The 26,276-nt window shown below is 26.7% G+C and carries 20 protein-coding genes; 8 read left to right on the forward strand and 12 right to left on the reverse strand.

The features are described from left to right. Positions 1-19: 19 nt before the first annotated feature. The 4 genes from BLBBGE_RS02850 to BLBBGE_RS02865 are packed head-to-tail and all read right to left on the reverse strand — an operon-like array spanning position 20 to position 6,229. Positions 20-541 (reverse strand): DUF3341 domain-containing protein, encoded by a 522-nt coding sequence (locus BLBBGE_RS02850; RefSeq protein WP_012841094.1) that lies wholly within the window; start codon positions 539-541, stop codon positions 20-22. Next, positions 534-1,913 carry an NrfD/PsrC family molybdoenzyme membrane anchor subunit gene (gene nrfD / locus BLBBGE_RS02855; protein ID WP_012841095.1) on the reverse strand — a complete coding sequence of 460 codons (1,380 nt, stop codon included), beginning with the start codon at positions 1,911-1,913 and terminating at the stop codon, positions 534-536. Before nrfD ends, BLBBGE_RS02850 begins: the two co-directional genes overlap by 8 nt. Before the next feature lie 21 nt (positions 1,914-1,934). Further along, positions 1,935-4,904 (reverse strand): 4Fe-4S dicluster domain-containing protein, encoded by a 2,970-nt coding sequence (locus BLBBGE_RS02860; RefSeq protein WP_012841096.1) that lies wholly within the window; start codon positions 4,902-4,904, stop codon positions 1,935-1,937. Between the two features lie 26 nt (positions 4,905-4,930). Beyond that, complete coding sequence (locus tag BLBBGE_RS02865; RefSeq protein WP_149030179.1) at positions 4,931-6,229, reverse strand: c-type cytochrome; 1,299 nt, start codon at positions 6,227-6,229, stop codon at positions 4,931-4,933. Between the two features lie 154 nt (positions 6,230-6,383). Between BLBBGE_RS02865 and BLBBGE_RS02870 the strand changes: the two genes are divergently transcribed. Genes BLBBGE_RS02870 through BLBBGE_RS02890 form a run of 5 tightly spaced genes read left to right on the forward strand, consistent with a single transcriptional unit; the run spans position 6,384 to position 10,738 of the window. Next, on the forward strand, positions 6,384-7,691 hold the full coding sequence (locus BLBBGE_RS02870; RefSeq protein ID WP_041936722.1) for a pitrilysin family protein: 1,308 nt from the start codon (positions 6,384-6,386) through the stop codon (positions 7,689-7,691). Then, a complete protein-coding gene (locus BLBBGE_RS02875) occupies positions 7,672-9,126 on the forward strand; it encodes a pitrilysin family protein (RefSeq protein WP_012841099.1) in 1,455 nt (484 codons plus the stop codon). Before BLBBGE_RS02870 ends, BLBBGE_RS02875 begins: the two co-directional genes overlap by 20 nt. Further along, positions 9,123-9,437, forward strand: coding sequence for an iron-sulfur cluster assembly protein (locus BLBBGE_RS02880; protein ID WP_012841100.1), 315 nt, complete (start codon positions 9,123-9,125; stop codon positions 9,435-9,437). Before BLBBGE_RS02875 ends, BLBBGE_RS02880 begins: the two co-directional genes overlap by 4 nt. Before the next feature lie 11 nt (positions 9,438-9,448). Then, positions 9,449-10,390, forward strand: a complete 942-nt coding sequence (locus BLBBGE_RS02885) for an SPFH domain-containing protein (RefSeq protein ID WP_012841101.1) — start codon at positions 9,449-9,451, stop codon at positions 10,388-10,390. 6 nt (positions 10,391-10,396) lie between these two features. Next, positions 10,397-10,738: a DUF3127 domain-containing protein gene (locus BLBBGE_RS02890; protein ID WP_012841102.1), complete on the forward strand. Its 342-nt coding sequence runs from the start codon at positions 10,397-10,399 to the stop codon at positions 10,736-10,738. Here BLBBGE_RS02890 and nth read toward each other — a convergent pair. The 4 genes from nth to sucC all read right to left on the reverse strand — a co-directional run bounded on the left by nth (position 10,689) and on the right by sucC (position 16,288). Continuing rightward, entirely contained in the window at positions 10,689-11,381 is a 693-nt protein-coding gene (gene nth, locus BLBBGE_RS02895) for an endonuclease III (protein WP_041936723.1), read from the reverse strand. The two genes, BLBBGE_RS02890 and nth, sit on opposite strands and share 50 nt — an antisense overlap. Next, positions 11,378-13,492: an ATP-dependent Clp protease ATP-binding subunit gene (locus tag BLBBGE_RS02900; protein ID WP_012841104.1), complete on the reverse strand. Its 2,115-nt coding sequence runs from the start codon at positions 13,490-13,492 to the stop codon at positions 11,378-11,380. The genes nth and BLBBGE_RS02900 overlap by 4 nt, the downstream gene beginning before the upstream one ends. A 79-nt stretch (positions 13,493-13,571) precedes the next feature. Then, positions 13,572-15,077 (reverse strand): AAA family ATPase, encoded by a 1,506-nt coding sequence (locus BLBBGE_RS02905; protein ID WP_012841105.1) that lies wholly within the window; start codon positions 15,075-15,077, stop codon positions 13,572-13,574. Between the two features lie 11 nt (positions 15,078-15,088). After that, positions 15,089-16,288 carry an ADP-forming succinate--CoA ligase subunit beta gene (gene sucC / locus BLBBGE_RS02910; RefSeq protein ID WP_012841106.1) on the reverse strand — a complete coding sequence of 400 codons (1,200 nt, stop codon included), beginning with the start codon at positions 16,286-16,288 and terminating at the stop codon, positions 15,089-15,091. Positions 16,289-16,416: 128 nt separating this feature from the next. Between sucC and BLBBGE_RS02915 the strand changes: the two genes are divergently transcribed. Genes BLBBGE_RS02915 through BLBBGE_RS02925 form a run of 3 tightly spaced genes read left to right on the forward strand, consistent with a single transcriptional unit; the run spans position 16,417 to position 18,349 of the window. Continuing rightward, complete coding sequence (locus tag BLBBGE_RS02915; protein WP_012841107.1) at positions 16,417-17,094, forward strand: ABC transporter ATP-binding protein; 678 nt, start codon at positions 16,417-16,419, stop codon at positions 17,092-17,094. A gap of 11 nt (positions 17,095-17,105) precedes the next feature. Next, positions 17,106-17,798 carry a phospholipase gene (locus BLBBGE_RS02920; protein ID WP_012841108.1) on the forward strand — a complete coding sequence of 231 codons (693 nt, stop codon included), beginning with the start codon at positions 17,106-17,108 and terminating at the stop codon, positions 17,796-17,798. Next, positions 17,795-18,349, forward strand: a complete 555-nt coding sequence (locus tag BLBBGE_RS02925) for a hypothetical protein (RefSeq protein ID WP_012841109.1) — start codon at positions 17,795-17,797, stop codon at positions 18,347-18,349. The genes BLBBGE_RS02920 and BLBBGE_RS02925 overlap by 4 nt, the downstream gene beginning before the upstream one ends. Positions 18,350-18,352: 3 nt before the next feature. On the opposite strand, the gene BLBBGE_RS02930 is transcribed toward BLBBGE_RS02925, so the two are convergent. The 4 genes from BLBBGE_RS02930 to alaS are packed head-to-tail and all read right to left on the reverse strand — an operon-like array spanning position 18,353 to position 26,273. Further along, the gene (locus tag BLBBGE_RS02930) at positions 18,353-19,495 is read right to left on the reverse strand and encodes a hypothetical protein (protein WP_012841110.1); all 1,143 of its coding nucleotides are present in this window, start codon (positions 19,493-19,495) and stop codon (positions 18,353-18,355) included. Positions 19,496-19,530: 35 nt separating this feature from the next. Next, the gene (gene odhB, locus BLBBGE_RS02935; RefSeq protein ID WP_012841111.1) at positions 19,531-20,757 is read right to left on the reverse strand and encodes a 2-oxoglutarate dehydrogenase complex dihydrolipoyllysine-residue succinyltransferase; all 1,227 of its coding nucleotides are present in this window, start codon (positions 20,755-20,757) and stop codon (positions 19,531-19,533) included. 31 nt (positions 20,758-20,788) lie between these two features. After that, positions 20,789-23,554: a 2-oxoglutarate dehydrogenase E1 component gene (locus BLBBGE_RS02940; RefSeq protein WP_012841112.1), complete on the reverse strand. Its 2,766-nt coding sequence runs from the start codon at positions 23,552-23,554 to the stop codon at positions 20,789-20,791. Positions 23,555-23,609: 55 nt separating this feature from the next. Beyond that, positions 23,610-26,273, reverse strand: coding sequence for an alanine--tRNA ligase (gene alaS, locus BLBBGE_RS02945; RefSeq protein ID WP_012841113.1), 2,664 nt, complete (start codon positions 26,271-26,273; stop codon positions 23,610-23,612). Positions 26,274-26,276 lie beyond the last annotated feature (3 nt).

Genomic DNA, 26,276 nt, shown 5'->3' on the forward strand with positions numbered 1-26,276 from the left:
TAGTTAGTAAATTTTTTCTTTATTTTTCTTTTATAAGAACTTCCATAGCTCCATTTTCTTTCAATAAATTCACTAATTTTTCAGTATTATTTTTTTTAATATGAATCTCCACTAAGAACATATTATCAGTGGTTCTTGGATCTGGATTTTTATGAACAGATCCTGGAAACAATTTGCATTGAATAAGGTAACTAATACACATAAAATGTGCTGAAAAAAAAATAGATAATTCAAATATTACAGGAATGAAAGAAGGAACATTTCTGATCCAAGAAAAAGATGGTTTCCCACCAATATTTTGAGGCCAATCCAAAATCATAGCATACCAAGTTAATATACTTGCTATACAAAATCCCGAAAATCCATATATAAAAGACAAAAAAGATAAATTAGTTTTTTTTAATTTTAGGATTTTGTCCAAATTATGAATTGGAAAAGGAGAGTAAACTTCATGTATATTAAAATCATGATTTTTAAGGACCTTAATACTATTCATTAGTGTAGAATCATTATCATATAATGCATGTACATATTTATTCATTTTCTTGTTTTTTATTTTCAGTTTTTAATATTGTTTTTAATTCTGATTGAGAAATCACTGGAAATGCACGTATATATAATAAATAAAGAACAAAAAATAATCCAATAGTTCCTATAAATATTCCAACATCTACAAATGATGGAAGAAACCCGGTCCAAGAAGAAGGAAGATAGTCATGACTTAGGTTTAAAACAATAATATCAAATCTTTCAAACCACATTCCAATATTTATAATTATAGCTATTACATAAGACCAAAAAAAACTTCTACGTATAGATTTAATCCATAAAAATTGGGGAATAATAACATTACAAATAATCAAAGCCCAAAAAGCCCACCAAAATGGACCTTTAGCTGCTTCTTTAGAAAAATAAATGAATTTTTCAAAAGGATTTCCTGAATACCAGGCAAGAATAAATTCTGAGATATAAGCCAATAAAACGATTCCTCCTGTTAACAGAATAATTTTATTCATAGATTCAATATGATTTCTTGTAATGTAACTTTCTAGAGAAAGAACTTTTCTTGCTACACCCAGCAAAGTTTGTACCATAGCAAACCCAGAAAATATCGCTCCTGCTACAAAATAAGGAGGGAATATGGTACTATGCCAACCTTTAATGACAGAAGTTGAAAAATCAAACGAAACTATAGTATGAACAGAAAAAACCAATGGAGTACATAAACCGGCCAAAATTAAGGAGATTTCTTCAAATCTTTGCCAATCTTTTGATCTTCCTCCCCAACCAAAACTAAGAATACTATAAATTTTTTTTTGAAAAGGATCTGATACTCTATCTCTTATCATAGCAAAATCAGGGATTAATCCCATAAACCAAAAAACAGTAGAAACAGAAAAATAAGTACTAATAGCAAATACATCCCACAATAAAGGAGAATTAAAATTAGGCCACAAACTTCCAAATTGATTAGGAATGGGCAAAACCCAATGAGCATTCCATGGTCTTCCCATGTGAATAATGGGAAATAAACCAGCTTGAATGACTGCGAAAATAGTCATCGCTTCTGCTGAACGATTGATCGATAAACGCCATTTTTGACGAAATAATAACAAAACAGCAGAAATTAAAGTTCCAGCGTGACCAATTCCAACCCACCATACAAAATTAGTAATATCCCAAGCCCAATTAATTGTCCTATTCAAGCCCCATACTCCAATTCCTGTTCCTATTGTGTAAAAGATACATACTAATCCCCATAAAAAAGCTAAAATAGAAATTAATAAAGCAGTCCACCATAAATTTCCAGCTTTATTTTCTATAGGTTTTAATATGTCATCAGTAATATTTTTTAAGGTCTTTTTTCCTAAAATTAATGGCTTTCTGATAGGAGATTCATAGTGATTTGACATAATTTTTCTATTTCATTTTTACTATTTTTTCTCATTTTTTATTTTTACTTGATAAAATACGTTAGGTCGTATTCCTATAAAATCAAGAAGTTTATAAGATCTTGGATCTTCTATTTTTTTAGAAATAAGACTATTTTTATCATTAATATCTCCAAAAGTAATGGCTTTTGTGGGACAAGAAATACTGCAGGCTGTTTCAAATTCTTCATCTTTTATTTTTCTCTTTTCTTTTTTTGCTATTCCTATAGCATATTGTGTTTTTTGTATACATAAAGAGCATTTTTCCATAACACCTCTAGTTCTAACGACTACATCCGGATTTAAAACCATTTTTCCTAAAGTGTTATTCATATTAAAATCAAATTTTTGATTATTAGCGTAATTAAACCAATTAAAACGTCTGACTTTATAAGGACAGTTATTTGCACAATAACGAGTTCCTACACAACGATTATAAGCCATCATATTTTGCCCTTGTTCTCCGTGAACTGTAGCACCTACAGGACATACCGTTTCACAAGGAGCATAATCACAATGTTGACACATAATAGGTTGAAAAGAAACCTTTGTATTCTGATTATGTAACGATTCTTGATCATCATGAATTTTCTTATCATTTGTGGAATAATATCTGTCTACACGAATCCAATGCATATCTCTAGATTTTCTAATTTCTTCTTTTCCAACTACAGGAACATTATTTTCTGAATGACATGCAATAACACAAGCTCCGCATCCAATACAAGCGTTTAAATCTATAGATAGATTAAAATGATGTCCACTTTTTTTCTTTTCTTCTTTATTTTTATTTTGATTCCAAATAGAAATTTCTTGTGGAGAAAGTTTTCCTTTGTGAGTCGAAATTTTTTCTTCTTCATTCCAAACCTCTTTAGAAGACCTTAAAAAAGTATCCAAATTTGTTTCTTTAACTAGATTTCTACCGACTGTTGTATTTTGCAGTTGAACACAAGCAAATTTATGGATCTTATCTGTTTTTTTTATTTGTATATTTTTTTGTATAACATGAAAATCTTCATAAATTTTGTAGGCATTTTTACCCTTACAAAGAGTGGATAATTTTCCATTTTTTTGACCATAACCAAAAGCTAACCCTACAGATCCTACCGCTTGTCCAGGTTGAATAAAAATAGGAATATCTCGAATTAATATTTCATTATTTCTAATTAAGTCTACACAATTTCCATTTAAAGATCCATCTCCTACATTCCAGTTCTTTAATTTCATTCTGTTTGCATCAAAATATGACATAGTTAAATAATTGTCCCAAGTCGTACGTGTAATAGGATCTGGTAATTCTTGTAGCCAGGGATTATTGTATTGATGACCATCTCCCATGCTTGTTTTTACATACAATCTTAACTCAAACTCAAAATGTTTTTCTATATTGTTTTCAGAATTAATGAATTTTTTATCATATTCTTGTATTTGATTTTCATTAATTACAAAATTTTTTTTATAAATAGATTGTTTATTTTTTATGTGTACTATCCCATGAAATAATGCTTCATTAAAAGAAGAAACATTAGATTTAGGAATAATATTTTTTTCCCAAGTTGTTTTCAAAAAATCATAATAATTTTTATACTTCATTTTTCCCCAAGTAATCAAGGAATCTTGCAATTGTCTTGTATCAAAAATCTGTTGAATTGTAGGTTGAATCAAGGTAAAAATATCAGTAATAGGATTAGTATCTCCCCAAGATTCCAGCCAATGAGGAGTAGGAGCCAACACATCCATCATTTCATTGGTTTCATCTTTATTCATAGAAAATGATACAGTGAGTGGGATTGTTTTTATAAATTTTTTAATTTTTTTGAAAATAGATAATGGAAAACTGTAGATAGGATTAGTATTATAAATAAATAAACATCCAATATTTTCCTTTTCTAAATTTTTTAGAAATTTTTTCAATTTGTGATCATTACTTTCTTTTGATAAAATGTATTTATTATTTTGCAATGCATTGCTATTAATTTTTTTATTAATTAAAAAAGAAAGTTCATAAGACTCTTGGTCTCCATCTGCAAGAATCACACTTTTAGATCCTACTTTTTCAATTAAAAGTGCTATTTCTTTTATATGTTGATTTTTAGGCTCTTTTCCAAAAAAGACTTTTTTATAAAGTTCAAATAACATTTTTTTAATGTCAGAAGGTTTTTTTGCGATTCTAATATCTGCATTAGCCCCAGAAAGTGTCATATTACTTTCTATTTGAATATGTTGCATCATGGATTTCTTAGGAATCCTATTTAAAACATAAGATTTTCCCATATTTTCTGGACTCCAGTCACCCAATAAATCAGCATCAAATGATACTATTAATTCTGATTTTTCTAAATCAAAAAAAGGAAAAGCACGAACTCCAAATATTTTTTCTGATGCATCTAATACTTTGGAATACGAAATTGCATCATAAGTAATCCATTTAGTATTAGAATAAATTTTTGAAAATCTTGAATCTAATTTTTTTGTGGAAAAACTAGGAAAAGAAGAAGAAAGAAAAACTATGTCTTTCTTTGTTTGAGATATATATTCTAAATGTTGAATAATATAATTATCTATTTTATCCAAGAACTTTTTTCCCTTAAGAAAAGGATATTTCAATCTATCTTCATCATAAAGAGATAATAAAGAAGATTGAATTCTAGCCGAAGTCGTGTTGAAGTATTTTGAAGTTGAATTAGGTTCTATTTTTATAGGACGTCCTTCTCTCGTTTTTATTAAAACACTTCCTATATCAAAAGAATCAATCATAGTGGATGCGTAATAATTTGGAATTCCTGGAGTTATAGAATCTGGTTTCACTACATAAGGAATAGATTGAATCACTGGACCTTTGCAAGCAGCTAAAGCGACTGAAGCTGTTCCAAAACCTATCCATTTTAGAAAATCACGTCTAGAAGTTTTTTCTTTAAAAAAATCTTTAATTGGGTTATAATCTGCAACTATTTTTTTATTTCTTAATTTCATAATAAAATTTTATTAATCGCTTTCATTCAATAATGACATTTAGCACATTCTGTCCCTCCAACCATGTCTACAGTTGTTTTTCTTTCTTTTTTTATTTCATTTGAAAAATACTTTTTATAATATTGATTATTTATATCAATTTCTGCATTTCTATGACAAGAAATACACCATTCCATAGTAAAATCGCTGGACATTTCTACCTGATCCATTTTTTGAACATCTCCATGACAAGCATTACAAACTGAATTCACTTTTTTAAGTTTTTTTATCATTTCCTCTCCAGTAATAATATGTTGAGAATGATCGAAATAAACAAAATCTGGCATATTATGTATGCGAATCCATTGAATGGGATGAGTTTTATTGGAATATTCTCTAGTTTCCGGATTCCATCCTACAGCATGATATATTTTTTGTATTTCTTGATTGTATTCATCTCTACTTTTTCCTTTTTCTAGATAATCTCCTTTGTATTCATCAATAGTGATATGACAATTCATGCAGACATTTGCTGAAGGAATTCCCGACACTTTACTATATTTTGCAGAAGAATGACAATATTGACAATCAATTCCGTTAATCTCAGAATGAATTTTATGAGAAAAATAAATAGGTTGTTCAGGTTTGTATCCTTTGTTCACATCTATTTTCATTAAAAAATTCCAAGCCCCATATATTCCTATCAAAAATAAAAAACCTACAAAACAAGATAAGATCCTCCATCTTATCTTTTTTTTTCCTAAAATTTTTTTATATAAAATATTTATTGGAAAGTCTTTTTTGTCAAAAATGGGATCTTTTGTTTCACTTAATAATTTAGTTAGAAGTTGAATTCTGTATAAAATCCAAAGCAAGATTAAAGATAAAATACTAAAACAAAAAACAATCAGTTTAATTAAAAATTGTTTTTCTTCTATTTCATTTTCATTGCTTGTTTCATGAGGTTCTATTTCTTCTTTTTTTTTTATTGGATTTTGAATAAAAGATAAAATATTATCTACTTGTTCTTCTGATAATTGAGGAAATAAATTCATTTCCAAGTTTCCATATTCTTTATAAATGGCGATGGCATCTTTATCTCCACTTTCTCTCAAAGATTTATTATTTATAATCCATTTATGTAACCATTCACGACTTCTTTTTTCGGTGACCCCAGATAAAGCGGGGCCTACCATTTTTTTTTCTAAATCCATAGAATGACATGTCGTGCAATTTTTCTTAAAAAGTTCTGCGCCTACCTCAGGGTTCCCTTTTATATTTTCAGCTTTTACTTTTCCTAAGAAAAAGAAGGATAAAATGAAAATAGAGAATAAAATTTTTTTCATATTCATACGAGTCAACAAATTCTTGTTTGTTATTGTTTAACAAAAATAGAATAAAAGAAAAAAATCTCATTTTTTGGAAAAAAAATTCGTAAATTTCTTTTGTTAATCTTTAACTTTGTTTTATGTCATGTATCGGATTTATTTTTTTTTCTTAATGTTAGTGTTAGCTACGATGTTTAATCATTTAAAATCCAAAGAATTGTATAAAATAAAATTTTTAGAAGAAAAATTATCAAATGGATTACATGTTATTTTACATCAAGATAATACCAATCCTTTGGTTTCGATTTCTGTGTTGTATCATGTAGGAAGTAAAAATGAAACACCCGGGAAATCCGGATTTGCTCATTTTTTCGAACATCTTATGTTCGAAGGTTCTAAAAATATTAAAAAAGGAGAATATTTTAAGTATATAGCATCTAATGGTGGAAAAAATAACGCTTATACGAATCATGATGAAACTTGTTACTATGAAGTTTTGCCATCTGATCGTCTACCACTAGCTTTATGGTTGGAATCTGAGAGAATGCTTCATGCAAAGGTAGATGAAGAAAGTATTAATATACAAAGAGAAGTGGTTAAAGAAGAGAAAAAAATGCGTGTAGAAAATCAACCATATATAACAGCACTTTCGGAAGTGATTCCGTCTTTATTATTTAAAAAACATCCATATAAATATCCTATAATTGGATTCGATAAAGATTTAGATACAGCTACAGAAAATGATTATAAAAAATTTTATAAAACATATTATGTTCCAAACAATGCCGTATTAGTTGTAGCTGGTGATTTTGATATGAATGAAGCAAGAAAATTAATTAAGAATTATTTTTCGACTATTCCACAAGGAAGGATGGATTTCAGTATGAAAAAAATAGAAGAAAAACCTATTCAAAAAGAAATATTTTCTACATATGTGGACAAAAACACCAAGGTTCCTGGAGTTTTTCTATCATATAGAGTTCCAAAAATGACAAATAGAGATTCTTATGTATTAAAAATAATAGATCATATATTATCTTCTGGAGAAAGTTCACGAATCATTAAAAATGTAGTTAATTTAAAACAAATGGCTTCTTATGCAGGTTCTTTTCTGGACACCATGGAAGATTATGGAATTTTTATTATATATGGACTGATCAATCCTGGAATCAGTTTAGATCAATTAACAAAAATCATAGATGAAGAAATTGATTTATTAAAAGAAAAAGGAATCACAGAATATGAATTGGAAAAACAGATAAATTTTTTTGAAAAAAAATTTATCTCCGATAATTATTACATGAGTGGAATCGCTGCAAATTTATCTCACTATTATTTATATTATCACAATGCAAATTTAATTAATACCGATATAGATAAATATAGTGAAATAACCATAGAAGATATTAAAAGAGTCGCTAACAAGTATTTAAATAAAAATAACAGAGTTCGTTTATACAATGTTCCAGACAACAAATAAACTTTTCAAAAAAATTATTCTTATTGCAACAATTTTTTTTCATACAACAATTATGTTTGCTCACACTGTTAATCGTAATATTCCCCCCAAATCTTTAAAAAGAAAAACGACTATCAATATTGAACAACCTGAATTTTTTCAAATGGAAAATGGATTGAAAGTTTTGGTTGTAGAAAATCATAAACTTCCTTTAGTTAGAATTGGGTTAGAATTAGACTGTAAACCTTTTTTGGAAAAAGATAAAGCTGGAATAAGAAAAGTTTTTGGTCAAATGCTTCGTTCCGGAACCAAGAATCATTCAAAAGAAGAATTGGATGAAATGATAGATTGTTTAGGAGTTAATTTGTATACTTCTTTTTTTGAAATTTCTGTTTCCACTTTAAAAAAACATTTGAATAAATCCACTTCTATAGTGAGTGACATTTTAATGAATAGTAGATTTGATAACTCTAAAGAATTAGAAAAGATAATTAAACAAAGAATAATCGATATTCATCTTTCAGAAAAAGATCCTAATGCCATTCTGCAACGAGTTCGTGACGTTTTATATTTTGGGAAAGATCATCCTTATGGAGAGTATGAAACTTATGAAACCATTAAAAATATAGCTCTTAGTGATTTAAAAAAATTATACGAAAAATATTATATTCCAAATATTTCTTATCTTTCTTTTATAGGAGATATTTCCAAAAAAGAAGCAGAAAAGTTATGCAATGATTATTTTTCTAAATGGAAAAAAAAGCCATATTCTGAAGAGTTTTATAAAGAAGAATATGTTGTTCCTTCTGAAATAGAGATAAATATAGTAGATCTACCTTCTCTCACTCAATCTACTATTTGTTTCGGTGGGCCTGTATGTTTTAAGAAAAATGATCCTTCATATTTTTCTTCCATATTAGCAAATGGAATACTAGGTGGTGGACCTCAAAGTCGTTTGTTCTTAAATCTTAGAGAGAAAAAAGCTTACACATATGGTGCTTATTCTGTTTTAAAATCTGATAAAAATATTGGTTACTTTTCAGTTTATACTCAAGTTAGAAATGAAGTAACAGAAAAAGCTATTCAAGATATTTTAAAAGAAATTATGAAAATAAAAAAGGAAAAAGTTTCTTATGAAGAATTGAATATTAAGAAAAAAGAAATAAATGGACAATTTATTCTTGATTTAGAAGATCCAAACAGAATTAGTGATCTTTTTATCTGTGAATTAAAAAATAATCTTCCAAATGGATTTTATAAGAATTACTTAAAAAAAATAGAATCAGTTACTCCAGAAAATATACATCAATCATGTAAAAAATTCTTTTCTATTAAAAATGGTAGAATTATAATTGTTGGAAAAGCTAATGATATTTTACCTAAAATCAAAAAATTAGATTATCCTATTCGTTATTTTGATCAATTTGGATCTTTATTAAAACAAAATGAGAAATGAGTGAAGATCATTCTTTAGAAGATCGTATTATTTTTGTATTAAAAAGTATATATGACCCGGAAATTCCGGTAGATATTTATGAACTAGGTCTTATTTATGATATTCAAGTTTCTAATAAAAAAGAGGTTAAAATAGTAATGACTTTAACTACACCAAATTGTCCAGTAGCAGAAAGTTTGCCCTTAGAAGTCAAAAATAAAGTTGAGTCTTTAAAAGAAATAAAAAATGTAGATGTAGTTTTAACATTTGATCCTCCTTGGAGTAGAGAATTTATGAGTGAGGAAGCACGTTTAGAACTAGGTTTTTTATAAATTTTATGAGTATGAGTATTTTGAGTTTTCTATTTTATGGGATATTAATCCTTTTAATTTTATCTCTTTTTTCTAGTTTCCTTTTTATAGTTCAGCAAGAAACAGCATTTATTATTGAAAGAATGGGAAAATTTCATAGTATTCGTTATGCTGGATTGAATTTTAAAATTCCCATTATAGATCATATAGTCGGAAAACTCACTTTGAAAATTCAACAATTAGATCTTTTAGTAGACACTAAAACTAAAGATAATGTTTTTGTAAAAGTTAAAATATCAGTTCAATTTAAAGTAATTAAAAAAAAAGTATACGAAGCTTTTTATAAATTAGATAATTCTCATGCTCAAATTACTTCTTATATATTTGATGTTGTTCGAGCAGAAGTTCCAAAAATGCGTTTAGATGATGTTTTTGAGAGAAAAGATCACATTGCTCTTGTAGTAAAAGGAGAATTAGAGGGGTCCATGTTAGATTATGGATTTTCCATTATTAAGGCTTTAGTCACAGATCTTGATCCAGATGAACAAGTCAAACAAGCAATGAATCGTATTAATACAGCTGAAAGAGAAAAAGTAGCAGCGGAATATCAAGCAGAAGCTGAAAGAATTAAAATTGTAGCTAAAGCCAAAGCAGAAGCTGAAAGTAAAAAATTACAAGGAAAAGGAACAGCAGATCAACGTAGAGAGATAGCTAGAGGAATATTAGAATCTGTAGAAGTATTAAATAATGTAGGAATAAATTCACAAGAAGCTTCAGCTTTGATTGTAGTGACACAACATTATGACACACTTCAATCTATGGGAGAAGGGTGTAACACCAATTTAATTTTATTACCTAATTCCCCAGGATCTGCTAGTGAAATGTTAAATAATATGATTACTTCATTTAATATTTCTAATCAAATTGGAGAAACACTCAAAAAAAAGAACAATAGTAAAAAAAATAAATCATAAAATTTCATGGAAATTATAGGAAGAGTTAAAAAACTATTTGAAACTCAAAAATTTGATAGTGGATTTAGAAAAAGAGAAATCGTTCTTACAACTGAAGAACCATACCCACAAAATATATTGATTGAATTTATTCAAGATAAAGTGGATTTATTAGAGAATATAAGATCAAAAGATAAAATAAAAATTTTTATTAATATTCGTGGTAGAGAATGGACCAATCCTGAAGGAATAATTAAATATTTTAATTCTATACAAGGATGGAAAATAGAAGAGATAGGTTCTTCAAAAAAAACATCTGCTATATCTCCATCTTTATCTTCTGATGATTTCGATGATTTACCTTTCTAGAAAATTTTTCTAACAAATTATTTCTTAATAATTCTTGATAAATTATATCTTTATTCACATTCCACTTTTTAGAAGGTGAATATTCTTTGGCATAAAAAATAATTTGAAGGTGCAACTTTTTCCAATTGATTTTATTGAAAATTCGTTTGGCATCTTTTTCCGTTTTTTTAACATTTTTTCCGTCACTCAATTGCCAACGAGCCATCATTCTGTGTATGTGAGTATCTACAGGAAATACAGGAACATTTGATACATGAGATAAAAAAACAGATGCTGTTTTATGTCCTACTCCAGGTAAAGATTTTAATATGGAAATATTTTTAGGAATAACATTGTTATATTTATTTATCAAAATAGTAGATAAATCATAAATATTTTTGGATTTTTTATTATAAAGTCCTATATTTTTTATAAAATTTTTGATTTCATCAACAGAAAAACGAATCATATCCCTAGGAGTTCGTATTTTTTTAAATAAATGTTTTGTGATCTCATTTACTTTTTTTTCCTTGCTTTTTGCAGTAAGCAAAACAGATATGAGTAGAGTATATTCGTTGATATAATATAGAGTGCTAGTTGGACTAGGATATAAAGAATCCAATATTGTTTCAATTATTTTTGTTTTTCTCGTAAAAAGATTCATATATTCTGAATAGAAACTTCTATATTATTATTTTTTTCATTCATTTTTAATAAAATTTGATCTCCTTTTTTTAATTTTTCACTGATTATACATTCTGATATAGGATTTTTTATAAATTTTTCTATTACTCTTTTTAAAGGACGAGCTCCATATTCATGATCAAATCCTTTTTTTTGAATAAAATCTTTGACTTCAGGAAATAAAGTTATTTTATATCCTAAATTAGATACGTGAAGTATTATTTTTTCTAGTTCTATATGAGTAATTTTAGATATATCTTTTTGAGTTAAAGAATTAAAAACAATAATATCATCTATTCTATTTAAAAATTCTGGAGAAAAAGTTTTCTTTAAAGCTTGTTCTAGCACATTTTTAATATAATTATTTGATTGTCTGGCTTGAGTATGAAATCCTATTCCTTGACCAAATTCTTTTAATTGTTGTGTTCCTGTATTTGACGTAAAAATAATTACGGTATTTTTAAAATTTATTTTTCTTCCAATACTATCTGTTACACATCCGTAATCTAACATTTGCAATAAAATATTAAAAACTTCATGATGTGCTTTTTCTATTTCATCCAACAATATAACAGAATAAGGTTTACGACGTATAATTTCTGTTAATTGTCCTCCCTCTTCATAACCAACATAACCTGGAGGAGCTCCTATTAATCTAGAAACAGAGAATTTTTCCATATATTCACTCATATCTATACGGATCAGTGATTCTTCTGAATCAAATAGTTCTTTTGCAAAAATTTTTGCTAAATAAGTTTTTCCAACTCCTGTTTGTCCTAAAAAAATAAAAGATCCTATAGGAGAATTAGGATCTTTTAATCCAGTTCTGTTTCTTTGTACTGCTTTGACTATTTTTTCTACTGCTTCATCTTGTCCTATTATTTTTTCTTTTAGTATATCTATCATTTTATTTAACTTCTTCATTTCAGCTTGAGCGATTCTTTTGACTGGAACCCCACTCATCATAGAGACCACTTCTTCAACATTTTCTTCAGAAACTATTTCTTTATTTTCTTTAGAAGATTCTTCCCACTCTTTTTGAGCTTTGATTAATTGTTTTTCTATACGTTTTTCTGTATCACGAAGCCTAGCTGCTTCCTCATATTTTTGACTTTTAACTACTTTTGATTTCTCTTCACGAATACTTTCTAATTCCTTTTCTAAAAGAACTATTTCCTGAGGAACTTTTATATTTTTGATATGTACGCGAGATCCTGCTTCATCTAAAGCATCAATTGCTTTATCTGGTAAATGACGATCTACAATATATCGTACAGTGAGGTTTACACAAGCTTTTATAGCCTCTTTTGTATAAAGAACATTATGATGACTTTCATATTTTCCTTTTATTTTTTTTAAAATTTCTACAGTTTCTTCTTCAGAAGAAGGTTGGACTATAATTTTTTGAAATCTTCGTTCTAAAGCTCCATCTTTTTCTATATATTGTCTATACTCGTTTAACGTGGTAGCTCCAATACATTGAATATCTCCTCTAGCTAAAGCCGGTTTAAATATGTTAGACGCATCTAATGACCCCGTGGTCCCTCCCGCTCCAATCATTGTGTGAATTTCATCTATAAAAAGAATCAATCCCGCATTTTTTTCTGATTCATTTATAATAGCCTTCATTCTTTCTTCAAATTGTCCTCTATATTTAGTTCCAGCAACTAAACTGGCTAAATCTAGGACAACTACTCTTTTGTTGTATAATACTCTAGAAACTTTTTTTTGTACAATACGAAGAGCTAATCCTTCAGCTATAGCTGATTTTCCTACTCCAGGTTCTCCTATAAGTAAAGGATTATTTTTTTTTCTTCTACTCAATATTTGAGAAACGCGTTCTACTTCTTTATCTCTACCGACTACAGGATCTAACTTCCCTTCCATTGCTATAGCATTCAAATCTCTTCCAAAGTTGTCCAAAACAGGAGTTTTACTTCTGATTGAAGTTCCTCCATAATAACCTGAACTCCTTCCACTTCCTCCAGAACCGTAAGAAGAAGTAGAACTATCATTTTCTATATCTTCATCTGAATAAGCAGAAGAGAAAAAAATTTTTTTTATACTGTTTGACGAGTAATGATAAATCATAAATTAAAATCATTTTTATTAAAAAATAAATAGAAATTTATTGCAAAAAACTTTAACATATATAAGTTTGTTAATTATATTAATTATAAAGGTTTTTTTCTTCTTGTATTATAGAAGAAGATATTTTCAAATTCAACCGTTCTATTAATGTTTCTACTAATTTATTTTTTTGATACAAAAAATTGTACTGTTCTATTGGATATTCTTTTTTTTTGATGACTTTAAATTCTAAATGTGGATTATTCAATTTTTTTTTGAAATATTTTTCAAAATTTGTTTGAATTAATGAAAAATTTCGACTATCTAATTTACAGGGCACCATAAAAAATATTTTATTTCTTATGATTTGAAATTGTATTTCATTTTTCAAAAAATCTAAATAAACGGGATTTATTTTTTCTGAAAAATTGTGTACGAATTTAATCCAATTTTTTTGCAAAAAATGAAGTTTTTCATTTTCCTTATAAAAGTGAAATTCTTGACTGTTTTTTTCTATAGAAGAATTTTTATGATTTTTTTTATGAATAGAAAAAAAATGTGCTAATTGGATTAAATGTATTTCTACTGTCAGTCTTAAATTTTGATTGTTCAATCTATATTCTTTTTCCAAACGAAGGAAAATACTCAAAGCATGAATTAAAAAAAAGAAAGATATTTTTTTTGATTGTTCAATATAAGATTGTATTATTTCTTTTTTAAATTTCAAAATAGAAATTGTTTCAGAATTTTTAGATAAAAATAAATTTCTGAAATGTTTAGTAAATCCAACTACTAAATTATAAGAATCAATTTTTTTCTGTAAAATTTTATCTAACAAAATCAATATCTTATTGACATTCTCATCTAAAAGATAATCTACTATTTCAAAATAGTATTTGACATCAAAAATACCCAATTTATTCATTATAAAATATTTGGATATTTTTTGTCCATCACATGATATGAATCTATCAAATAAATGAATAGCCTTGCTGAGAGATCCTTCTACATGCTTAGACAAAAGCAATAAAGCTTCATTTTCTATTTCTATATTTTCTTTTTCCGCGATCATTTTTAAATGAAAAAAAATTTTCTTTACAGAAAGACTTTGGAATTCATAAACTTGACAACGTGATAAAATGAATTCTGGGACTATTTTTTCTTCTGTTCCGCAAAAAATAAATAATATATGCGGATGTTTTTCTTCTATAAATTTCAAAAAAAAATCAAAAACATCTTTAGAAAATTTATGTATTTCCTTAATAATAAAAATATTATACTTCCCTCTTTTAGGAGAATAGCGGGATGTATCAATAATTCTATGAATGCATTTCAAGGAATTGTGAAAAAAACCATTAATTTCAAATGTATTTAAAGAAATGTCTTTAAATTCTGAAAAAGAATTCAATTCATTCGCTAAAATATGTGCACATGTATTTTTTCCTACTCCTTTTGGTCCAAAAAAAAATAAAACTTGAGACAAACGATTTTCTTGTATTGCTTTTTTTAAAGTGATAGAAATATTTTCTTGTCCTATCAATTCATCCCATTTCAATGGTTTATATTTATCCGCTAATACAATTTTGTCAGAAAAAACTTTATTCATAAATATTCATCTTATTTTATCTGCAAAATTTCTTTAATTTTATCGGCAGCGTCTTTTAATGTATCTGTAGAATAAATAGGAAGTAAACTATTTTGAAGCATTTTTTTTGCTATTCTCTCATTTGTTCCTTGCAAACGAACAACCACTGGTATTTGGATATCATGATCAATTTTAGAATATGAATTAATGATTCCTTCTGATACAGTATCACAACGAACTATTCCTCCAAATATATTAATCAATATTGTTTTAACAGATTTGTCTCTTAATATAAGAGAAAAAGCCTTTTCTACACGTTTTTTATCCGCAGAACCTCCTATATCTAAAAAATTAGCCGGTTCTCCTCCACAAAATTTGATCATATCCATTGTAGCCATAGCTAACCCCGCTCCATTCACCATACATCCTACATTTCCTTCCAATTTTAAAAAATTCAAATGAGCTTCATTCGCTTCTTTTTCAAGAAAATCAATATCTTTTGAGTCATTATTAATGGCATATTTTTTATGACGAAACAAAGCATTATCATCTAATACAATTTTTATATCTACAGGAATAATTTTGTTGTCAAATGTTTTGATCAAAGGATTTATTTCCAATAGTAAAGCATCATAAGCTTTATAAGCTTTATAAAGAGAAATTAAAAAAGAACTAAAATTTTTTAAAGTATCACTGTCCATTCCTAGATTAAAAGCAATTTTTCTGGTTTGAAATAATTGCAATCCTAATATTGGATCTATTTCTTCTGTATAGATTTTATTTGGATTTTTTTTGGAAAGATTTTCGATTTCAACTCCTCCTTCCTTGGAATAAAGAATTATATCTTTTTCTATATCACGATTAAGCAATATAGATAAATAATATTCTATAGGTGAATTTAATTCGTTAGAATAGATATCTTCAGACAATAAAATTTTTCTAACTAATTTTCCTTTTTTAGAAGTTTGTGGAGTTATTAGAAATTTTCCTAAGATATTTTTAGATTTTTCGTAAACTTCATCTAAAGTTTTTGCAATTTGAATACCACCAGCTTTTCCACGTCCCCCTGCGTGAATTTGGGCTTTAATTACCAAAGATTTTTTTCCAGTTCTTTTAAAAATAATTTTTGCTGCTTCTACAGATTCTTCTGGAGAAGAAGCAAGTATTCCATATGGAACTTGAATTGAAAAAGAATTCAATATTTCTCTACCTTGGTATTCATGTAAATTCATTGAAAATAATTTTATTTACAAGTAAATTTAAACTAAAATTCGTTTATTTTTGATAATGTTTCTTTAACTTGTTAATTTGATTCCTATTCTACATTACAAATAAAAGTCTCACTATAATATACAGAAAAATGATTCAGGCTGAAAATATTTACAAATCTTTTGGAAAAGATGAAGTCATAAAAGGAGTAAATTTATTTGTGAAAGAAGGAAATATGGTGTGTATTTTGGGGGAATCTGGAGCAGGAAAAAGTACTCTTTTGCATATACTAGGAACTTTGGAAAAACCTACTTTCAAGAAACAAATAAAAACTGTTCTAAAAGTCAATGGAAAAGAAGTTTTTCATCTTTCAGATAAAGAACTTTCTATTTTAAGAAATCAAACAATAGGTTTTATTTTTCAAACTCCTCAACTTTTTCCTGAATTTACTGTATTAGAAAATATTTGTTTACCGGGCTTTATAAACAGAAAAAATAAAAATGATGTAAAAAAAAAAGCTAAAAGCTTATTAAATAAATTAAATCTTTCTAAACATGAAGATTCAAAACCAGAAGAACTATCAGGAGGACAAAAACAAAGATTAGCAGTAGCAAGGGCTTTAATTAATAACCCTAAAGTTATTTTTGCAGATGAACCTTCTGGGAATTTAGATAGAAAAAATGCAGATGAATTACATAATTTCTTTTTTCTAAGAAAAAAACTAAAACAAACTTTTTTAATTGTCACTCATAATATGCAATTAGCAGATATGGCTGATGAAAAACTAAAAATAGAAAATGGAAGAGTCTATCAAATGAATAAAAAATAAAATATTATTTTATGCTTTTAAACAATCAACTCAAAAATCAACTTTCTATTAAACATATTATAAAAAAACCAGCCAATGAAAATGAAACGACTCTTTTTTTGATGATTCACGGATATGGAAGTAATGAAAGAGATCTTTTTTATTTCAAAAAAGATATTCCTGAAAATCTTTTCATAATTAGTATTCAAGGGCTCTATCCTATTGGAACAGATAAATATTCCTGGTATGATATAGATTTTTCTAATGAAAAAAAATTTATCAATATTTTACAAGCTAAAAAAACTATTGAAAAAATATCATTTTTTATAGATGAAGCTATTCAAGAATATGAGTTAAAAAAAAATCAAGTTTGGTTATGTGGGTTTAGTCAAGGTGCTATTTTAAGCTATGCTATAGCTTTAAAAAATACTAATAAAATAAAAAAAGTAATCGCTTTAAGTGGATATTTAGAAGAAAGCATTTTGCCGATCGAAACAAATCCAAATATTTATACTAATTTAGAATTTTTTATATCTCATGGAAAATATGATACAGTAATTCCTTTAAATTGGACAAAAAAAGGATTAAAATTTCTTAAGAAAAAAAAAATACTTTCTTTGTATTACAAAGAATATGAATCTGGACATTCTTTGAACAGTCTAAATTATCAAGATCTTGTTAATTGGATTAAAAAAAAACATATTTATTCTGATAAAAAAATATGAGTAAATATTCAAAAATAATATTGTTTCTATTGATTTTTTCGGTATCTGTTTTTTTCTTTTTTCAGAAAAATTATTTCTGTGGAAGTTTTCTAACTTTATTAAGTCTGATTCCTATTTTTTTTCTTTTTAGAAATGAATTTTTATTATTGGCTTTTTTTCAAATACGGAAGAAAGATATGAAAGGATTGAAAAAGTATTTAGGATATATCAAAAAACCAGAATTACAACTTACTAAAAATCAAATGGCTTATTATTATTTTTTGAATGGAATTTTCTATTCGGAAAAAAATATACTCCAATCAGAAAATTATATGCAGAAGGCTTTAGATTTTGGACTAAAATTTAAACAAAACATCGCCATTGCAAAATTGAACTTAGCAATAGCCTCTTTATCAAAAGGAGATAAAAAGAGAGCTGAACTTTTATTATTGGAAGCAAAAAAAATGGATATTTCTGGTTTATTACATGATCAAATTCAAATCATAAAAATTCAAATGAAAAAAATGAATATTGGAAATAAAAACAAACAAAATCCTTATATTAGAAATTGAAAATTATAAATGGATAATCCACAATCCTTTATTTATATATCCTCCTTTATCAGAAATTTTCTGATATTTATACTTACTAATTAATCCTGAGAAAGATTTTTGATCTATTGTCTTAAATAAATTTTTATTTTCAAAAAGTTTTTCTATTATGTCGTAGGTTAAATCGAATCCCAATAATTGATATTTGTTGAAGTAATTTCCAAATTTTTTTTTAAGAAAATGAAACATTTTTCTTTTTTTTTCATCATTTTTGTTGAAATGATATTTTGTTGTGAATAGAAATTTATATTCTCTTAATAAGGAAATGTTTTTATAATAAACATTATGATAACCTATTCCAAAAGGGATTATTTTTTTGTTGTTTTTAACAAAATCAATAAATTCTTTTCCTATAAAAAAATCTCCTCCTAAAAAAATAGCAAAAAAAGGAAGGTTATGACTCGTTTTAATATTAAAAAAATTATTCTTCAAATAAAAAATTTGGAAATGAACATTCCATTGCGATAACTTTTTCTTTATAAAAGTTGTCATTTTTTTAGATGGATCTTCACCTAGCAAATATAAAGTTTTTATCTTATTATTTTGATAAATAAGTTTAATTTCTTCTAAAATAGGTTCCGAAAGATAAATATCTTTTGCTTCAGATTGAATAACATTTGGATAAGCATTTAAAGAATCAGAAGCCGACAGAGGAGAAATAATAGGCGTTTTTTTGTTATTTTTAGCGACTTCTTCTAAAGAAGAGCGAAAAAAAGGTCCTATAACAGCATGATTATGAGACAGATCATACGAATGAATAAAGTTTATAATTCTTTTTCTTTCATTTCTAGTATCAAAAACTTGAACATTGATTTTTTTATTTTTTAATAAAAGAAAATCAATAGCGCTCTTAGCTCCAAGATAAAAATATAAAGCATTTTCACTCAACTGTTTATTTTCATTATCTATTTTTTCGTCTTTAACGGAACTCAGAAACAAAGGCAACATAAAAATTATTTTAATGGAAGATGTCTGATTTGTAGAATTAGAATTATATGTTTGATTTTCTTTTTTTTTAAAATGACCATAATTTTGATCCATTTTGCTAATTCCTTCCGAAAAAAACAAAATAATAAGAGAAAAAAAAACAAAAAAAGTATTTCTCATATCAGTTCAGTTGATATTCTGAATATACTTTTTTTTCATAATTCTAATATTTTAGAAATATTTTTTTCATTTTCTCCCATTAAAAATTTTACTGGGTTTTCTATAGATTCTTTAATAGATAATAAAAATCCAACAGATTCCCGACCATCAATTATTCTATGATCATAGGATAAAGCTAAATACATCATAGGACGTATTTCAATAGATCCATCAATAACTACAGGTCTTTCCATAATTTTATGCATTCCTAATATTGCACTTTGTGGTGGATTTATGATTGGAGTAGATAACATGGATCCAAAAACACCACCATTAGTAATGGTAAATGTCCCACCTGTCATTTCATCTATAGATATTGTCCCATTTTGAACACGTGTTGATAAATTAAAAATTTCCTGTTCTATTCCACGAAACGATAAATGTTCCGCATTTCTTATCACAGGAACCATTAATCCTTTAGGTCCAGATATAGCCACACTAATATCACAATATTCAAAATTAATTTTTTCTTCTCCATTAATCATAGCATTAACATCTGGATACATTTGCAATGCTCTTACACAAGAAAGAGTAAAAAAAGACATAAATCCTAAATGAACTCCATGTTTTTCTTTAAAAAGATTTTTGTATTTTTTTCTTATAAAAAAAATTTCTTGCATATCAACTTCATTGAATGTAGTTAGCATCGCTGTTTCATTTTTTATGGATACTAATCTTTCAGAAAGTTTTCTTCTTAGAGAAGAAAGAGATGTTATTGTTTTTGATCTATATATTGGAATAGATCTACTTATAGACGGAAAAGAACTCTGATTTTCAATCAAAATACAATCGGCTTTTGTAATTCTTCCATCTTTTCCTGTTCCTTGAACAGATTCAATGGGAATATTCTTTTCTTTCAAGATTTTTTTTGAAGCTGGAGAAAGAATTTTTGTTTTCGTATTTTCTAAATAAACCTCTTTTTTATTTTTATTATTTTCTTCTTGATTTTCAATGTTTTGATTGAGTTCCTTTGTACTTTTTTTACTTTTAGAAGAATCGATAAGGCACAAAACATCTCCAACTCGTATTTTATCTCCTTTTTTTACCATCAAAGTAATCACTCCATTCTCTTCTGCAGAAATTTCTAAAGTTGCTTTATCTGAATCAATTTCTGCTAATGTTTGACCTTTAGATACATAATCTCCATCTTTAACGAGCCATGTGGAAACCTCTACTTCCGTAATGGATTCTCCTGGAGAAGGGACTTTAACCTTTGTTATCATATGTTATCATAATTTAAATTATTACAAAAAATCAAAAAAAAGCTTTTTCTAATATTTTATTTTGAATTTTTAAAAAATCTGGATAAGATCCTGTAGATGGACTAGAACTCTCAGATGGAGCGATTAAATTGAATGATATTATACTTCCCAATTTTCTTAAAATAAAACTCCATAATCCCATATTCTCTGGTTCTTCTTGTACCCAAAAAACTTCTTTTTTGTTTTTGTATTTAATAAGTAATTCTTTAATTTTTTCCATTTTTAATGGATAAATTTGTTCTATGCGAATTAATGCCGTTTTATCGTTTTTAAGGGCCTCTTTTTTATTGAGAAGCTCATAATATATTTTTCCAGAACAAAAAATTAATCTAGTAATTTGATGAATATCTATCACAGAGGGGTCATCCAAAATTTCTTGAAATTTTCCTTCAGAAAGATCTTCTATTGTAGATAAGCATTTTGGATTTCTAAGTAAACTTTTGGGAGTAAAAACTATAAGAGGTTTTCTATATTTCAATTTCATTTGTCTTCTTAAAAGATGATAAAAGTTAGCTGGAGTCGTACAATTGACCACAAATAAATTATTGTTAGCACAAAGTTGCAAATAACGTTCTACACGTGCAGATGAATGTTCTGGCCCTTGCCCTTCATATCCATGAGGAAGTAATAAAACAATTCCATTGCTAATTTTCCATTTATTTTCTCCAGAGGAGATGTATTGATCTATTATAATTTGTCCCCCATTTCCAAAATCTCCAAATTGAGCTTCCCATAAGGTTAAAACATGAGGAGAATACATAGCGTATCCATAATCAAAACCCAAAACTCCATATTCTGAAAGAGGAGAATTATAAACTTGCATTTTTCCTTGTCCCATTCGGATATGATTCAATAGAATAATTTCTTCCTCTTCTTCCGTTTTTACAATGGCATGACGTTGAGAAAATGTTCCTCTAGCCACATCTTCTCCTGATAACCGAATATGAACACCTTCATCCAAAAGTGTTCCATACGCTAGTATTTCTGCCATACTCCAATCCACCAATTTAAGCTGAATCATTTCTAATCTTTGTTGAAAAATCGATTCCGTTTTTCTAAAGAATTTTTTATTCTTAGGAAGAGAAAAAACTTGATTGGATATATCTACAATTTTTTTCATTGGAATTCGAGTATCGACTTTATGAAAAATATCTTCATGATTAGATACAATAGGAAAATTTTTCCATTCTTCTTCTAAAAAAGAATTCAATACATTCCATTTTATATTTATTGCTTCATGATATCCTCCATTCAAAATCTGTTCATATTCTTTTTCCATATTGATTATTTCATCACTATTAATGATTCCTTCTTTTTCTAATTTTTGTTTATACAAATTGTAAGAATTGGGATGTTTAGAAATAGCTTTATATAAAGAAGGTTGTGTAAACCTAGGTTCATCTCCCTCATTGTGTCCATATTTTCTATATCCAAGTAAATCTATAAAAACATCTTCATGATATTGCATTCTAAAATCTACAGCAAAATGAATTGCTCGTATAACAGATTCTACATCATCTGCATTAACATGTAACACTGGAGAAAGAACAATTTTTGCTATATCAGTACAATAAATACTAGAACGTCCTTCAGTATAATTTGTGGTAAAACCTATTTGATTATTTAGTACGATATGAATTGTTCCTCCAGTTTTGTATCCTTTTAATCTAGATAATTGAATAACTTCATATACAATCCCCTGACCTGCTAACGCTGCATCTCCATGAATTAAAATAGGAATAATTTTTTCTGAATTACTGTTTTGATTATAAATAATATCTATTTTTGCACGTGTAATTCCTTCTACAATAGCATCTACGGATTCTAAATGAGAAGGATTAGGAACTAAATTCATTTTAATATATCGTCCTTGACTAGTCTTTCTGATTTTAGAAAATCCAAGATGGTATTTTACATCACCAGAAAAGGTTTTTTCTTTGTATTCTTTTCCTTGAAATTCACTAAATATTTGAGAAAGATTTTTTTGAAAAAAATTAGAAAGAAGATTTATACGTCCTCTATGTGACATTCCAATTATAAAATCTTCGGTAAAATATTTTCTGGATGTATATTCTATCATCTCTTCTAATGCAGGTAATGCAGATTCATTTCCTTCTATAGAAAATCTTTTTTGCCCCACAAATTTGGTGTGAATAAAATTTTCGAACGCAACTGCTTCATTTAATTTTTTCAAAAAAAACTTTTTTTCTTCTGCAGAAAATTGCAATTTTTCTTTTTGAAACCATTTTTCAATCCATTGAATTTTGTCAGGGTTGGAAATATACATGTATTCTATTCCTATAGATCCACAATAAATATTTTTTAGATAATCGATTATGTTTCTTAATGAAGTTCTTCCAAGACCTATTAATTTTCCAGCTTCAAAAGATATGTCAAGTTCTTTATCAGATAAACCAAAATTTTTTAAATCCAAAGAAGGAAAATGTTTTCTTCTTTCTCGTATAGGATTTGTAGGAGTAAAAAAATGACCTCTTTTTCTATAAGCATGAATCAAATTAAACACCAAAAATTCCTTGTGGATGATATCAATTTCATTCTCATTTTTTAAAAATTTTTTGTGATTTTCTTGATTTATTGATTGACGATCGGTTTTGTAATTTTCTTTTCCAAAATCAAATCCATGGAAAAAAGCGCTCCAACTGGATTCTATTGAATTAGGATCTTTTTTATACTTGTTATATAGAAATTCTAAATCTTGAAAATGAATAGTATTTAGAAAAGAATATCTATCACTCATATACTATTTTTTACTTCAAATTTAAACATTTTAAACATCTATCAAAGTTTATTGTTTATTTGAAATGATTTTTTATAGCTATTGCATCTTTTAAAACCAAACTTAATCCATTTTTTTCAGTTCCTATAGCTGTAGCAAAAAAAGACTTTCCCCAATATTTTCCATGTATATAAGATGTCATTTTACATATTATTTTGTGAGCATGAATGTTTTTGCTTTGAATTATAGAATCGGAAATAGATATGAAAATCACCGGTTTGTTTTCTTTTATAAATCCGACAATCATAAACAAATTAGATATTTCATTTCTTAAATCCAAAACTATTTTCTTAATAAGATTAATATCTTTTTCTTTAGATAGATCAATATCACATATATAGTTAATTGAAGAGAATTGAATAGCTTTTAAAGAATATTCTTTTTTGAGTGTTATCATTTGCTGTAAACGAATTTCTGATATTTTTTTTTTCAATTCTTGATTCTCTTTTTGTAAAATGAGAAAACTTTTAAAAGGAGATTCCGGATACTTCATCATCTTTTTGAAAGATTGATATTGGTCATGGATTGATTTTAAGTATTGTACTGCTTTTTTTGAAGTTATAGCCTTAATTCTCCGTATTCCATACGATATAGAAGATTCTGATATAATTTTAAAAATTTGAATCAATCCAGTATGTTTAACATGTGTTCCAATACATAATTCAGATGATTTTCCAAAAGTTATGACTCGCACTTCTTGTTTGTATTTATTTTCAAATGTTTCACTTTTATAAAAAGAAATGTTTTTTTCAGCTTCTTGTAAGGAAGAAAATCTTTTTTCTTCTAGAATCAGATCAGAAAAAATTAATTCTTGAACTAAATTTTCTATTTTATACAATTCTTCAACAGTTATTTTTTGATAATGAGAAAAATCAAATCGTAAATAGTCTTCTCCTACATAAGACCCTTTTTGTTGAATATGATTTCCTAAGATTTTTTTCAAAGAAAAATGTAATAAATGAGTAGAAGTGTGATTTTTCTCAATTTCTAATCTTCTATTTTTATCAACTATAGCTTTAAAAGAAGAAAAAACATCTGAAGGCAATTTTTTAGCAGAATGTATAATAATGGAATTTTCTTTTTTAGTATTAAAAATGTAAACTTCATCAGTCTCATTTTTTATGAATCCAGTATCTCCTAACTGTCCACCTCCTTCAGGATAAAAAGGAGTTTTTGAAAAAACTAACTCATAATAATGAGTTTTTTCTAATTTATTTTCTACTTTTCTGTATTTTAAAATCAATACGTCACATTTTATCATATCATATCCTACAAAATTTACATTTTCGTGAATGAATTGATGATTATGTACTTCAATCCAATCTTTTTTTTCTATTGTGTGATTTTCTTTTTTGGATCTATTTTTTTGTTCTAACAATTTTTCATGAAATAATTTTTCATCAATTAACAAGTTATTTTTTTCAACTAACATTTTAGATAACTTTATAGGGTAACCATAAGTATCATATAATTTAAAAATGGTTGTTCCATCAATAATTTTTTCATTTTGTTTTTTAGCTTTTTCTATGATGTATTGAATTTTATGATTTCCTTTTTCAATAACTTTTAAAAAAGACAATTCTTCTTCCTGAATTACATTTTTTATGTATTCTTTTTTTTCCATCAATTCTGGGAAATAACTTTTCATTTCTTTTACTAAAGAATCTACAAATTGATAAATAAAAGGCTCTTTTTTATATAAAAAACGAGTTGCATAAATGATGGCTCTTCTAAGAATTCGTCTGATCACATAACCAGCTCCATTATTTGATGGAAATACTCCATCTGAAATAGAAAAAACAATAGCCCTTAGATGATCTGCTATTATATGTATGGATACTTTTTGATGAAAATCTTCTTTATAAATTTTACCCAAAGATTCTTTTATATTTTGAATAATTGGAAAGAAAATATCAGTTTCATAACTAGAAAATTTTTCTTGTAATATCATACATAATCTCTCCAATCCCATTCCTGTATCAACATGTTTTTTCGTAAGTTTTTCTAATTTTCCATCTGATTTACGTAAGAATTCTATAAAAACAAGATTCCAAATTTCTATAACCTTTGGATGTTTTTTATTAACAAGATGTTTTCCAGATAACATTTGTTTTTCTTTTTCATTGCGTAAATCTATATGAATTTCTGAACAAGGCCCACAAGGACCTGTCAATCCCATTTCCCAAAAATTTTCTTTTTTTCCAAAAAAAAGAATATTTTCTTCGCTTATTAAAGTTTTCCAATATTTAAAAGTTTCATAATCCATGGATAATCCTTCTTTTTTATCTCCAATAAAAACAGATATGTAAATATTTTTTTTTGGAATGTTATAAACTTGAATTAACAATTCCCAGGCCCATTCTATTGTTTCTTTTCTAGAATAATCTCCAAAAGACCAGTTTCCTAACATTTCAAACATGGTATGATGATAATTGTCATATCCCACATGTTCCAAATCATTGTGTTTACCAGTTACTCTAAGACATTTTTGAACATTGACTATTCTTGAATAATCCGGTTGAATGTGTCCTAAAAAATAATCTTTAAAAGGATTCATTCCTGCATTGATAAAAAAAAGTGAAGGATCATTTTTTGAATGAATGGGAAAAGAAGGAATAACTTTATGTTCCTTTTTTTTAAAAAAACCGAGAAAAGTATCTCTTATCGATTTGTATTTCATAAT

Source organism: Blattabacterium sp. (Blattella germanica) str. Bge (genome assembly GCF_000022605.2).
GTDB lineage: Bacteria > Bacteroidota > Bacteroidia > Flavobacteriales > Blattabacteriaceae > Blattabacterium.

Excerpts from the sequence above, each read along its gene's own strand:
- BLBBGE_RS02850 (WP_012841094.1), bottom strand. The coding sequence starts at position 541 with ATGAATAAATATGTACATGCATTATATGATAATGATTCTACACTAATG.
- nrfD (WP_012841095.1), bottom strand. The coding sequence starts at position 1,913 with ATGTCAAATCACTATGAATCTCCTATCAGAAAGCCATTAATTTTAGGA.
- BLBBGE_RS02860 (WP_012841096.1), bottom strand. The coding sequence starts at position 4,904 with ATGAAATTAAGAAATAAAAAAATAGTTGCAGATTATAACCCAATTAAA.
- BLBBGE_RS02865 (WP_149030179.1), bottom strand. The coding sequence starts at position 6,229 with ATGAAAAAAATTTTATTCTCTATTTTCATTTTATCCTTCTTTTTCTTA.
- BLBBGE_RS02870 (WP_041936722.1), top strand. The coding sequence starts at position 6,384 with ATGTTAGTGTTAGCTACGATGTTTAATCATTTAAAATCCAAAGAATTG.
- BLBBGE_RS02875 (WP_012841099.1), top strand. The coding sequence starts at position 7,672 with ATGTTCCAGACAACAAATAAACTTTTCAAAAAAATTATTCTTATTGCA.
- BLBBGE_RS02880 (WP_012841100.1), top strand. The coding sequence starts at position 9,123 with ATGAGTGAAGATCATTCTTTAGAAGATCGTATTATTTTTGTATTAAAA.
- BLBBGE_RS02885 (WP_012841101.1), top strand. The coding sequence starts at position 9,449 with ATGAGTATTTTGAGTTTTCTATTTTATGGGATATTAATCCTTTTAATT.
- BLBBGE_RS02890 (WP_012841102.1), top strand. The coding sequence starts at position 10,397 with ATGGAAATTATAGGAAGAGTTAAAAAACTATTTGAAACTCAAAAATTT.
- nth (WP_041936723.1), bottom strand. The coding sequence starts at position 11,381 with ATGAATCTTTTTACGAGAAAAACAAAAATAATTGAAACAATATTGGAT.
- BLBBGE_RS02900 (WP_012841104.1), bottom strand. The coding sequence starts at position 13,492 with ATGATTTATCATTACTCGTCAAACAGTATAAAAAAAATTTTTTTCTCT.
- BLBBGE_RS02905 (WP_012841105.1), bottom strand. The coding sequence starts at position 15,077 with ATGAATAAAGTTTTTTCTGACAAAATTGTATTAGCGGATAAATATAAA.
- sucC (WP_012841106.1), bottom strand. The coding sequence starts at position 16,288 with ATGAATTTACATGAATACCAAGGTAGAGAAATATTGAATTCTTTTTCA.
- BLBBGE_RS02915 (WP_012841107.1), top strand. The coding sequence starts at position 16,417 with ATGATTCAGGCTGAAAATATTTACAAATCTTTTGGAAAAGATGAAGTC.
- BLBBGE_RS02920 (WP_012841108.1), top strand. The coding sequence starts at position 17,106 with ATGCTTTTAAACAATCAACTCAAAAATCAACTTTCTATTAAACATATT.
- BLBBGE_RS02925 (WP_012841109.1), top strand. The coding sequence starts at position 17,795 with ATGAGTAAATATTCAAAAATAATATTGTTTCTATTGATTTTTTCGGTA.
- BLBBGE_RS02930 (WP_012841110.1), bottom strand. The coding sequence starts at position 19,495 with ATGAGAAATACTTTTTTTGTTTTTTTTTCTCTTATTATTTTGTTTTTT.
- odhB (WP_012841111.1), bottom strand. The coding sequence starts at position 20,757 with ATGATAACAAAGGTTAAAGTCCCTTCTCCAGGAGAATCCATTACGGAA.
- BLBBGE_RS02940 (WP_012841112.1), bottom strand. The coding sequence starts at position 23,554 with ATGAGTGATAGATATTCTTTTCTAAATACTATTCATTTTCAAGATTTA.
- alaS (WP_012841113.1), bottom strand. The coding sequence starts at position 26,273 with ATGAAATACAAATCGATAAGAGATACTTTTCTCGGTTTTTTTAAAAAA.